The sequence below is a fragment of the Streptomyces pseudogriseolus genome (genome assembly GCA_002154585.1).
Classification (GTDB): domain Bacteria; phylum Actinomycetota; class Actinomycetes; order Streptomycetales; family Streptomycetaceae; genus Streptomyces; species Streptomyces pseudogriseolus.
This window is the reverse complement of sequence record MUNG01000390.1, coordinates 1-11,316: the sequence shown is the minus strand read 5'-3', so window position 1 is coordinate 11,316 and position 11,316 is coordinate 1. Positions and strand designations below refer to the sequence as shown.

Annotated in this window: 12 protein-coding genes; 5 read left to right on the top strand and 7 right to left on the bottom strand. The window is 74.3% G+C overall.

The features are described 5' to 3' along the window. Together CCN29_RS28605 and CCN29_RS28600 are read right to left on the bottom strand one after the other, a co-directional pair. Positions 1-682 (bottom strand): MBL fold metallo-hydrolase (locus CCN29_RS28605; RefSeq protein ID WP_086685468.1); only part of this gene is annotated, 682 nt, incomplete at its 3' end. A gap of 65 nt (positions 683-747) precedes the next feature. Beyond that, positions 748-2,109 (bottom strand): dipeptidase, encoded by a 1,362-nt coding sequence (locus tag CCN29_RS28600; RefSeq protein ID WP_006136488.1) that lies wholly within the window; start codon positions 2,107-2,109, stop codon positions 748-750. 194 nt (positions 2,110-2,303) lie between these two features. On the opposite strand from CCN29_RS28600, the gene CCN29_RS28595 reads away from it, so the two are divergent. Next, complete coding sequence (locus CCN29_RS28595; protein ID WP_006136487.1) at positions 2,304-3,545, top strand: geranylgeranyl reductase family protein; 1,242 nt, start codon at positions 2,304-2,306, stop codon at positions 3,543-3,545. Between the two features lies 1 nt (position 3,546). Here CCN29_RS28595 and CCN29_RS28590 read toward each other — a convergent pair whose 3' ends face one another. Next, a complete protein-coding gene (locus CCN29_RS28590; protein ID WP_006136486.1) occupies positions 3,547-4,023 on the bottom strand; it encodes a nitroreductase family deazaflavin-dependent oxidoreductase in 477 nt (158 codons plus the stop codon). Positions 4,024-4,154: 131 nt separating this feature from the next. Between CCN29_RS28590 and CCN29_RS28585 the strand changes: the two genes are divergently transcribed. The 3 genes from CCN29_RS28585 (at position 4,155) to CCN29_RS28575 (ending at position 7,215) form a co-directional block, all read left to right on the top strand. Next, entirely contained in the window at positions 4,155-4,862 is a 708-nt protein-coding gene (locus CCN29_RS28585; protein WP_086685466.1) for a TetR/AcrR family transcriptional regulator, read from the top strand. A 416-nt stretch (positions 4,863-5,278) separates the two neighbouring features. After that, complete coding sequence (locus CCN29_RS28580; RefSeq protein WP_086685470.1) at positions 5,279-6,553, top strand: sensor histidine kinase; 1,275 nt, start codon at positions 5,279-5,281, stop codon at positions 6,551-6,553. After that, positions 6,550-7,215 carry a response regulator transcription factor gene (locus CCN29_RS28575; RefSeq protein WP_006136483.1) on the top strand — a complete coding sequence of 222 codons (666 nt, stop codon included), beginning with the start codon at positions 6,550-6,552 and terminating at the stop codon, positions 7,213-7,215. Before CCN29_RS28580 ends, CCN29_RS28575 begins: the two co-directional genes overlap by 4 nt. Here the strand turns inward: CCN29_RS28575 and CCN29_RS28570 are convergent. From CCN29_RS28570 to CCN29_RS28555, 4 genes are all read right to left on the bottom strand, one after another. Further along, positions 7,176-7,481, bottom strand: coding sequence for a DUF6332 family protein (locus CCN29_RS28570; RefSeq protein WP_006136482.1), 306 nt, complete (start codon positions 7,479-7,481; stop codon positions 7,176-7,178). The genes CCN29_RS28575 and CCN29_RS28570 overlap by 40 nt on opposite strands. Before the next feature lie 55 nt (positions 7,482-7,536). After that, complete coding sequence (locus tag CCN29_RS28565) at positions 7,537-8,271, bottom strand: maleylpyruvate isomerase family mycothiol-dependent enzyme (RefSeq protein WP_086685464.1); 735 nt, start codon at positions 8,269-8,271, stop codon at positions 7,537-7,539. A 67-nt stretch (positions 8,272-8,338) separates the two neighbouring features. Further along, entirely contained in the window at positions 8,339-9,217 is an 879-nt protein-coding gene (locus tag CCN29_RS28560; RefSeq protein ID WP_031059554.1) for an SDR family oxidoreductase, read from the bottom strand. Positions 9,218-9,307: 90 nt separating this feature from the next. Beyond that, entirely contained in the window at positions 9,308-10,471 is a 1,164-nt protein-coding gene (locus tag CCN29_RS28555) for an MFS transporter (protein WP_006136479.1), read from the bottom strand. Between the two features lie 253 nt (positions 10,472-10,724). Here CCN29_RS28555 and CCN29_RS28550 point away from each other — a divergent pair, with 253 nt between their 5' ends. Then, the gene (locus CCN29_RS28550) at positions 10,725-11,216 is read left to right on the top strand and encodes a hypothetical protein (RefSeq protein ID WP_078592393.1); all 492 of its coding nucleotides are present in this window, start codon (positions 10,725-10,727) and stop codon (positions 11,214-11,216) included. The last annotated feature ends 100 nt before the right edge of the window (positions 11,217-11,316 follow it).

Here is an 11,316-nt window from a genome sequence, read left to right as displayed (position 1 = left end):
GCCTCCCGCCCGCCCCCGTCAGCACCGGGTCGCCATGGCCGAAGCAGGCCGTCTCCGTGTCGAGGGCGGCCAGGCGGGCGCAGGACGCGAGGAGTTGCCGCCTGTCCAGGTTGAAGACGCCCGGGATCAGCGTGCCGTCCACCGGGGACACCGCCACCGTGTCGCCGGTGAAGAGCACGCCCGCGTCGGGGAGATGGAGCGCGATGCTGCCGTGGGTGTGGCCCGGGACGTGCAGGACGTGGCCCCCGCCGCCCACGTCCAGGACGTCGCCGTCGGACAACTCCGTAACGGTGGACGGGCGTTCGTACTCGCCCGGGGGCAGCAGGGACAGCGCGCGCCGGTGCAGGGGGCCCTCCCAGTCCTCCAGCGCCGGCGGCGGGCCCGGCGCGTCGCCGCGGACATGGGGCGCGTCCAGCCGGTGGGCCAGGACCTCCGCGCCGGTGAGCGCCGCGACCTCCGCCGCGCCGCCGGCGTGGTCCTCGTGGAAGTGGGTGAGCACCACCCGCCGGACGGCCCCGGGCCGCACGCCCAGGGCCGTCACCGCCTCGACGATCCGCGCGCCCGACCCCGCGGGCCCGGCGTCGACCAGCGTCACCGCGTTCGCGCCGTCACGCCATACGTACGCCTGGCCGACGGGGAAGCGCAGCATCACCAGGCGGGGGAGCAGCTCCACGACGTCCACGCCCACGACCGTAGGGCAGAGCCCCCGGCCGAGGCGGGAGGCTCTGCTCTCGGCAGAGGGAGCCGTCAGGCGGCGCCGGACGCGTAGATGCGCAGGAACAGCGCCTCGGCGACCGACAGCCGCTCCAGCTCGTCGGGCGACACGCTCTCGTTGACCGCGTGGATCTGCGCCTCCGGCTCGCTCAGCCCGATCAGCAGGATCTCCGCCTCCGGGTAGAGGGCGGCGAGCGTGTTGCACAGCGGGATCGAGCCGCCCTGGCCGGCGTACTGCATCTCCTGGCCCGGGTACGCCACCGCCATCGCTTCCGCCATCGCCTGGTACGCGGGGCTGGCCGGGTCGGCGCGGAACGCCTGGCCCTGGCCGATCTGCTCGGTGGTGACCCGCGCGCCCCACGGCGTGTGGGACTCCACGTGCGCGCGCAGCAGTTCGGTCGCCTTCGCCGCGTCCACGCCCGGCGGCACCCGCAGGCTGATCAGCGCCCGCGCGCTCGCCTGCACGGACGGGGTGGCGCCGACCACCGGCGGGCAGTCGATGCCGAGCACGGTCACCGCGGGGCGGGCCCAGATGCGGTCGGCGACCGTGCCGGAGCCGATCAGCCCGACCCCGTCCAGCACCTTGGCGTCCTTGCGGAACTGCTCGTCCTCGTACTGGATGCCCTGCCACGCGTCGTCGCCGGCCAGCCCGTCGACGGTCGTGCTGCCGTCCTCGGCGCGCAGCGAGTCCAGCACCCGCACCAGCGCGGCCAGCGCGTCGGGCGCGGCCCCGCCGAACTGGCCGGAGTGCAGGTTGCCCGCGAGCGTGTCGATCCGCACCCGCACCAGCGTCATGCCGCGCAACGTGGTCGTGACGGTCGGCAGGCCGGCGCGGAAGTTGCCCGCGTCGCCGATGACGATCGTGTCGGCGGTCAGCAGGCCGGGGTGCTCCTCGGCGTACCGCTCCAGGCCGCCGGTGCCCTGCTCCTCCGAGCCCTCCACGATGATCTTCACGTGCACCGGCACGCCGCCGTTCGCCTTCAGGGCGCGCAGCGCCAGCAGGTGCATGATGACGCCGCCCTTGCAGTCGGCGGCGCCGCGCCCGTACCAGCGGCCGTCGCGCTCGGTCAGCTCGAACGGCGGAGTGGCCCAGCCGGCCTCGTCCAACGGCGGCTGCACGTCGTAGTGGGCGTACAGCAGCACGGTCTTCGCGCCCTCAGGGCCCGGCAGGTAGCCGTACACCGACTGGGTGCCGTCCGGGGTGTCGAGCAGGGCGACGTCCTGGAAGCCCTCGGCGGTGAGCGCGTCGGCGATCCAGCGGGCGGCGCCCTCGCTCTCCTCGCGCGGGAACTGGTCGAAGTCCGCCACCGACTTGAAGGCCACCAGCTCGGTGAGCTCCTCCTTCGCCCTGGGCATCAGTGAGGCGACGGTCACGGCGACCGGATTCGACGACATGGGCACGCTCCTTGTGGGTGCGACGTTGTGCAAGTGCGTACCTCGCGGTACGCGATGATCGTGTGGTGTGCGTGAGTGTCCCGTGTAAGGGCCACTCACGCCGCCGATCCTCCCACAGCGGACCGTGACGACCGCCGCCGTAGGATGCGGGAGGACAGCAGCGGCAGGCGGCGTGGACGGAGCAGCGAACCATCGTGAGCAGCGACAACTCTTCGGCGGACGACGTGCGGCAGGTGTGGGACGTCGTCGTGGTGGGCGCGGGACCCGCGGGGGCGTCGGCGGCCTACGCGGCGGCGGTCGCGGGGCGGCGCGTGTTGCTGCTGGAGAAGGCGGAGCTGCCCCGCTACAAAACGTGCGGCGGCGGCATCATCGGCCCGTCGCGCGACGCGCTGCCGCCCGGCTTCGAGCTGCCGCTCAAGGACCGGGTGCACGCCGTGACGTTCTCGAGCAACGGCCGCTTCACCCGCACCCGCCGCTCCCGGCAGATGCTGTTCGGGCTGATCAACCGGCCCGAGTTCGACATGCGGCTCGTCGAGCACGCGCAGAAGGCCGGGGCCGAACTGCGCACCGGCGCCGCCGTGCAGCGCGTGGAGCAGCACGGCTCGGCCGTGCCGGACCGGCGCACGGTCGCCCTCGTCCTCCAGGGCGGCGAGACGGTGCTCGCGCGCGCCGTGGTCGGCGCCGACGGCAGCGCCGGCCGCATAGGGGCGCACGTCGGGGTCAAGCTGGACCAGGTCGACCTGGGCCTGGAGGCGGAGATCCCGGTGCCGGAAACGGTCGCCGAGGACTGGAAGGGCCGGGTGCTCATCGACTGGGGCCCCATGCCCGGCAGTTACGGCTGGGTCTTCCCCAAGGACGACACCCTGACCGTGGGCGTCATCTCGCGCCGCGGCGAAGGCGCGGCCACCAAGCGGTACTTGGAGGACTTCATCGCCCGGCTGGGTCTGGCGGGCTTCGAACCGGCCATCTCCTCCGGGCACCTGACCCGCTGCCGGGCCGACGACTCGCCGCTGTCCCGCGGCCGGGTGCTGGTCTGCGGTGACGCGGCCGGTCTGCTGGAGCCGTGGACCCGCGAGGGCATCTCCTTCGCGCTGCGTTCCGGCCGGCTCGCGGGGGAGTGGGCGGTGCGCATCGCCGAGGCGCACGACGCCGTGGACACGCGCCGGCAGGCCCTCAACTACGCGTTCGCCGTGAAGGCGGGCCTCGGCGTGGAGATGAGCGTCGGCAAGCGGATGCTCGCGGCGTTCGAGCAGCGGCCGGGCGTCTTCCACGCGGTGCTGACCGGCTTCCGCCCGGCGTGGAAGGCGTTCAAGGACATCACGCAGGGCTCGACGACGCTGGGCGAGCTGGTCCGCACCCACCCGTTGGCCCACCGTGCGCTGATGGCGCTGGACCGGCGTCCGGCGGGCGGCGGCGAGGCCGGTTCCGGACAGTGATTCAGTTCCGGACAGCGATCCGGAACACCGGGTGGTCGGGGGCCGCCGCCAGGAGTTCCTCGTCGGAGGACGAGGCGGTGACCCCCTGGAAGTACTGGTTGACCTCCCAGCCCCACTTCTCCAGGTAGGTGCGCAGCACGGGCAGCCTTTCCGCGTCGGGGATCTCCACCGCCGTGAACGTGCGGACCTTGCGGCCCACGCGCAGTTCACCGCCGCCGGCGGCCCGCATGTTGCGCACCCACTGCGAGTGCCCGCGCGCCGAGACGAGGTACTGCTCTCCCGCGTGGACGTGCGGGTTGACCGGGAGGCGCTGCATCTGCCCGCTCTTGCGCCCCCGGACGGACAGCTCCGCCGTGCCGGCGACGCTGACGCCGTGCCGGGCCAGCCAGCCGACGATCCGGTTGAAGCGGGCGGCGACGGGACCGGCGGTGAGGTAGTACGGCGTGGACGACGACATCGGGACCTCCGGGAAGGGCATGGGTGAGAGCGCCGCTCTGATATGTGAGCACTGCTCTCGCTTCTCCTTCAGCATGCCTGCTCTCGTGAGGCAATGCAAGAGCAGTGCTCTCGTTTGTGTGCACCGCTCTGTTTTCGTGGAACACTGACGGCATGACGAGCACTCCGCACGGCGCCCGCGCGCGGGCCAGGATCGAGATCACGGCTGCCATCAAGGAGGAGGCGCGACGGCGGCTCGCCGAGGAGGGCGCCGCCGAGCTGTCCCTGCGGGCCGTGGCCAGAACGCTCGGCATGGCGTCCTCCGCGATCTACCGCTACTTCCCCAGCCGCGACGACCTGCTGACCGCGCTCATCATCGACGCCTACGACTCCCTCGGCGAGACGGCCGAGGCGGCCCTGCAGGGGTCCGCCGGCGCCGCGCCCGGGGAGCGCTGGGCCGCCGTGTGCGAGGCCATCCGCGGCTGGGCGCTGGCGCAGCCGCACGAGTACGCGCTCATCTACGGCTCACCCGTGCCCGGTTACGCCGCGCCGGCCTCGACCGTCCCGGCCGCCGCCCGCGTCGCTTTCGCCCTCATCGACGTCGTCCGCGACGCCCACCGGGCCGGCGAGCTGGACGTCCCGGCGCTGCCGGGGGATCTGGAGTCGGAGGCCGCGCGCATGGCGGCGGACTTCGTCCCCGACCTGCCGCCCGCGGTGGCGCCGGCGTGCGTCGCCGTCTGGGCGCAGCTGCTCGGCCTGATCGGCTTCGAGGTGTTCGGGCAGTTCACCCGGGTCGTGGAGGAGCGCGACGCGTTCTTCCGCCATACGGTCGCCGGGCTGGCCCGCACGGTGGGGCTGCGGCCGGCCGACGCCGCCTCTTGAGGCGCGTCGGCCCGATGTCGATGGTCCCCGGTCGGGTGTGAGGGGCGGACACCCCTCGGCGAAGTCCGGCGCCATGCTCCTGGTGCGCTCGGGCGGGGGCTCCGTCGTCGGTCGCCGGTGCCCTCGGGTGGCCGGTGACGCACTGCGCCCAGCAGGCCGTCGGTGTACCGCGCCACTGCACCGGCATGGCGGTGACCCGCACCCAAGTTCCCGTCGCTCCCGGCCGGCAGGCAGGCGTCGGCGTCTGGCCGGCACCCCAGGGTGCCCTGCGACGTACCGCGTCCCGCGACCCGCCCCCGCCCCGCCCCGTTTCGCATCCGCAGCCCCGCCGAGGCGTCCGTACTTCCCCGGGAGTATCCGTGATCACGCCGTCCGGCCGACGCCACCGGCGCGACACGGCGTCTAGCGTGGCCGACATGGACGAACAGCGTGGGCCCCGTACCGGCCCGCCGGAGGCGTGGGGCCCCGGCGGGCCGCCCCGGTGGTGGCGGCACGGGCCGCCCGGGTGGAGCCGTCGCGCCGCCGAGCGGGACGAGGACCTGGAGTCGGCCCGGCGCGCCCGGTGGCCGTGGCCCTCGACCGTGCTGCTCACCGCCTTCGTGGTGATCGGCTCCGGTTTCGCCGACCACGCCCAGGCGGGCGAGCGGGCCGCTCTCGACCCGTGGGGACGGGTGCTGCTGTTCGTGTCGGGCGCGCTGCTGCTGTGGCGGTGGCGGCACCCCGTCGCCGTGCTGGGCGGCACGGTGGCCGCCGTCCTGGTGTACCTCGGGGCCGGATACCCGTACGGGCCGGTGTTCCTGACCGTCGCGGTGGCCTGTTTCACCGCCGTCGTCTCAGGGCGGCGGTACGCGGCCTGGGCGGCGATGGGCACACTCTGGGCCGGGCACCTGCTGCTCGTCCACCTCCTGTACCGGTGGCTGCCCCCTGCCGGGGACGACGCGGCCTCCTGGACCGAGGAGATCGTCGTCGCCACCTGGGTGGTGGCGCTGCTGGCGGTGTCGGAACTGGCCCGTGTCCGCCGTGAGCAGTGGGCGCGCGAGCGGGCCGAGCGGGCCCGAGCGGAACGGCGCCGCGCCGACGAGGAGCGGCTGCGCATCGCCCGGGAGCTGCACGACGTGCTCGCGCACAGCATCTCCGTCATCAACGTGCAGGCCGGCGTCGGACTCGCCCTGCTGGACAGCGACCCCGAGCAGGCGCGCACCGCGCTCACCACCATCAAGGCGCAGAGCAAGGAGGCGCTCGGCGAGGTGCGTCAGGTGCTCGACACCCTGCGCGCCCCCGGGGCCGCCCCGCGCGCCCCGGCGCCCGGCCTGGACCGGCTGCCCGAGCTGGTGGAGCAGGCCGCGGACGCGGGACTGACCGTCACCGTGGAGGGGGAGCCGCCCCGGCTGTCGCCCGGCGCCGACCTGGCCGCCTTCCGCATCGTCCAGGAGGCCCTCACCAACGTCGTACGGCACTCCGGCTCCCGCGAGGCGCGCGTGCGCGTCGAGCGGCGCGCCGGGCGGCTGCGGCTGCTGATCGACGACGACGGGCCGGCCACCGGCGCCGACGCGGGCGGCACGGGCAACGGGCTGGCCGGGATGCGGGAGAGGGCCGCCGCGCTCGGTGGCACCATCGAGGCGGGCACCCGGCCCGACGGAGGGTTCCGCGTGCTGGCCGTACTGCCGATCGAGGCCGAGGAGGACCGGTGATCCGAGTGGTGCTCGCCGACGACCAGTCGCTGGTCAGGGCGGGGTTCCGCGCCCTGCTGGACGCACAGCCGGACATCACGGTGGCCGGGGAGGCGGCCGACGGCGAGGAGGCCCTGCGTCTGATCCGGGAGCTGCGGCCCGACGTCGTGCTGATGGACATCCGCATGCCCGCGCTGGACGGCCTCGCCGCGACCCGCCGTGTCACCGAGGACCCGGACCTGGCCGACGTGAAGGTGGTCATGCTCACCACCTTCGAGCTGGACGAGTACGTCTTCGAGGCGATCCGCTCCGGCGCCTCCGGCTTCCTGGTGAAGGACACCGAGCCGGACGAACTGCTGCGCGCGGTACGGGCGGTGGTCGACGGCGACGCGCTGCTGTCGCCCGGTGTGACGCGCCGCCTGATCGCCGAATTTGCAGCCCGCTCCAAGGAACCGGCCGCGGCCGGCGTCCTGTCGGAGCTGACCGAGCGGGAGCGGGAGGTGATGGCGCTGGTCGGACTCGGCCTGACCAACGAGGAGATCGCCCGGCGCCTGGTGGTGAGCCCGCTCACCGCGAAAACCCACGTCAGCCGCACCATGGTGAAGCTGGGCGCGCGTGACCGCGCCCAACTGGTCGTCCTCGCCTACGAGTCGGGGCTCGTGCGGCCCGGCTGGCTGGGCTGAGCCGCCCGCCGGAACCGCACCAGGACGGACACGGTGCGGACGGCGAACAGCGCCCCCGCGAGCACGCCGCCCCCGCGCACCAGCACCGTCTCCAGCGCGGCCGGCAGGCCGAACAGCAGCACCGGGCCCGCCACGGCCCCGAAGACCACCGCCGCCGCGAAGGCCGCGCTGCACAGCGCGTACCCGGTCTCCACGGTGATCGCGTCCCGCTCGGCCTGTCCGCGCCGGCCGCCCCCGCGCGCCCGATGTTCCCCCTGCTCACGCATTCCGGCAGTGAAACAGGCGGGCGGCCGGCGGGCAAGCACCCCGGGCGCCGGCGCCTCAGCCGACCGCGGACGTCTCCCGCCACAGCGCCGCGAGCGCCGCGTCGCCCGACACCGCCGGCAGCGGGAGCCGGTTCCACAGGGCGAGGTACAGCGCGGCCGCCGGGCCGGACACCTCGCACTCCGCGTCCCCGGCCGCGTCCCGTGTGGTCACCGGCGGCTCCTGCGACAGCCGTACGGTCCACACCGCGTCCGCGTCCGTCGCGCGCACCCGGAGCACGCGCGGCTCCTCGGTGCGGACGCGGCTCCTGCGGCGGGCGTGGAAGCCGCGCAGCAGTTCGTCGACGCCGTCCACCGCGAAGTCCGTGGCGACGGGCGTAGGCGCGCCGCCGCGCGCCGCCTCCGCGTCGTAGCGGTGCACGGCCGTCTCGTGGGCCTGGCGGCGGGCCCAGAAGCCGAGGCCGGAGACCGCGCCGGGCAGGAAGGTCCAGCACTCCGCGTCCGGCTTCGCCCCGCCGAGGGTGTCGAGCAGCGCGCGATGGCAGGCGCGGTACCAGGCGACCAGCTCCGGCCCGTCCAGGCCGGGGTGCTCCTCCATCGGGCGGGGCGTCGGGCACGCGTCGGCGACGAAGCCCGCCGCCCACCGGTGCACCACGCCGGTGTGCCGCAGCAGGTCCCGCACCCGCCAGTCCGGGCAGGTGGGCACAGGGGCGTCCGTCCCCGCCCGCTCCGCGGCGTCGGCCAGCGAGCGGCCCTCGGCCTCGAGTATGTCCAGGTACCAGGCAGTCTCCACGGCATTCTCCATGCCCGGGAGTCTGCCCCACGGAGCGGGGGAGCGGTCAGCGCTTTTTCCTGGTGTCCTACGGCAGCGGCGTCCCGCCCGTCGCGTTCACGATCTCGGCGGTGATGTACGACGCCTCCTGCGAGGCGAGGAACACGTACGCCGGCGCCATCTCGGCCGGCTGGGCCGGACGCCCGATGGGCGCCTGCTTGCCGAACTCCGCGGTGTCCGGCAGCGTGGCCGGGATCAGCGGCGTCCACACCGGGCCCGGTGCCACGGCGTTGACCCGGATGCCCCGCTCGATCAGCATCTGCGCCAGCCCCTGCGTGAAGGTGACGATGGCGCCCTTCGTCGTCGCGTAGTCCAGCAGGTGCGGGCTCGGCTTGTACGCCTGCACGGAAGCCGTGTTGATGATGCTGCCGCCCTCGCGCAGGTGCGGCACGGCGAACTTGCACAGCCAGAACATGCCGTACAGGTTGGTGCGCAGCACCCGGTCGAACTGCTCGGTGCTGATCGCCTCGATGCCGTCCGGCTGGGACATCTGGTACGCGGCGTTGTTCACCAGGATGTCGATGCCGCCGAATTCGGAGACCGCCCGGTCGATCAGCGCCCGGCAGTTCTCCTCCTCCCGGATGTCGCAGGAGACGGCCACGGCACGCCGCCCGGCCTCTTCCACCCAGCGTGCGGTCTCGTCCGCCTCGTCCTTCTCGTCCTCCAGGTACGTGAAGACCACGTCGGCTCCCTCACGGGCGAAGGCCAGGGCGACCGCGCGGCCGATGCCGGAGTCCCCGCCCGTGATCACGGCCGTACGGCCGGTCAGGCGTCCGCTGCCCCGGTAGGAGTCCTCACCGTGGTCCGGCGGCGGGTCCATGGGGCCCGTCCAGCCCGGGTGCGGCTGGTCCTGGGACGGGAAGTCGGGGGTGGGGTGCTGGTCGACGGGGTTCTGCTGCTCGCTCACGTTCTCTCCCGGATCCACGCGGTGGTCGCTTGCGGCGTCCGCCGGGCGGAGGACCGGCGGACGCCGACGGACCGGGTACCCCGCCGCCGCTCAGTCCGTCCGCACGTGCCGGGTCGTGAACCCGATGGCGGTGGCCACAGCCGCCAGCACCGCCACGCTGGTCAGGGCGGCCGGGAGGCTGTACCAGTCGGCCATGAAGCCGATGGCGGGCGGGCCGAGCAGCATCCCGCCGTAGCCCAGCGTGGAGGCGGTCGCCACCCCGCTCGGGCCCGCCAGCGCGCCCGCCCGCTCCACGGCCACGGGGAAGAGGTTGGCCAGCCCCAGCCCGGTGACCGCGTACCCCAGCAGCGCCGCCCACAGGTACGGGGCCAGCGCGCCGAGCAGCATGCCGGCCACGGCGGTCGAGCCGCCCACCAGGATCGTGCGGGTCCGGCCCAGCCGTTCCAGCAGCGTGGTGCCGCTCAGCCGGCCGATCGTCATGGCGAGCGCGAAACACAGATATCCGATCGCCGCGGCGCCCGGCGAGGCGTCCAGGTCCTGCTCCAGATGGAGGGCGCCCCAGTCGGCCAGCGCGCCCTCGCCGTAGGCGGTGCACAGCGCGATGAGCCCGAAGACGATCACCAGGGCACGGGTGCGCCGGTCGTGCCGGGGCGGGGCGGTCTCGGCGGGCCGTGCCCCGCTCGCCGGGGTCAGCGGCTCCAGCCGCATCAGTGCCCGCCCCGCCACCGCCGTCACCAGCAGCGCGACCACGGCGAGCCCCGTGAGATGCCGGGCCGGCGACAGGGAGCCTGCCACCAGGGCGCCGAGCCCCGCGCCGACCATGCCGCCCAGGCTGAACGCGGCGTGGAAGCTGGGCATGACGGGCCGCCGCAGCGCCGCCACCAGGTCGACGGCCGCGCTGTTGAAGGCCACGTTGATCCCGCCGTAGGCCGCGCCGAACACCAGCAGCACGGCGCCCAGCGCGAGCGCGGAGTGGGTCAGCGGCGGCAGGGCCACGCTGAGACTCAGGAGTACCGCGCAGACCACGGTCACCAGGTGGCTGCCGTACCGGCGGCACAGCCGCCCGGTCAGCGTCATGGTGATCACGGCGCCCGCGGAGACGCCGAGCAGCGCGAGCCCCAGGGCGCTCGCGGACGCCCCGGTCTGTTCCTTGACGGCGGGGATGCGCACGACCCAGCCGGCGAAGACGAAGCCGTCCAGGGCGAAGAAGGCGGTCAGGGCGAGTCGGAGTCGGACGAGGTCGGTACCCGGCACTGCACTGTGCGAGCGGGTTTTGTTTATCAGCGGCACAAAAGCAGGCTAGGCGCCGTCCCGGAGTCCCGGCAAGAGGTCGCCGGACCCGGCAGAAGTGAGCCGGCGCACCGCCGGAGGGGTGGGGGAGTTAACCCGTGTGATCGCCCCGGATGGTGGGGCCGCGCGACATGGCTGAGCGTGGATCAGGCCGGAGCCCGGGAGAGTCGTGCTGACGCGGAGTCAGCCGCCCGGCCTCCAGCGGAAGGACTCTCAGATGCGCTCTGCCCGCATGGTGCTCGCCGCCGCGACGGCCACGGCGGCTCTCGCCATCGCCGCGCCCGCGGCCTACGCCGACCACGACGGTGACAGCGGACACGACTCGTCCTCCTACAGCGAGGACTACGGCAAGGAGAGCAAGTACGACAAGGACGAGAAGGACGACAAGTACGACAAGCCGCACGGCGGAGTCCACGCGGGCGGCGGCGCCCTGTCCGCGGTGAGCGGCGACGACTGGGGCACTGCCAAGGACCCCAAGTACGACCCCGAGACCTACAAGGAGAAGGACGACTCCGAGAGCGAGGACTCCTGGAGCGGCAAGCAGGACAAGGAGTGGAAGCACGACAAGCCGCACGGCGGCGTGCACACCGGCGGCGGCGGTCTCGCCTCGGAGCCCGGTGTCACGGCGGGCGGCCTGGCCGCGCTCGCGGTCCTCGGCACCGGCGCCTACGCGCTGCGCCGTAAGAAGGTCTCCGGGGACATGGCCTGAGCCATGCCCGGGGTCATAGCGGCCGGGGCCGTCCCCGGCGCCCCGAGCGCCACGACGGCCCCGCTCGCCCCACTCCCGAGTCCTCCCCCTGAAGTGCCCC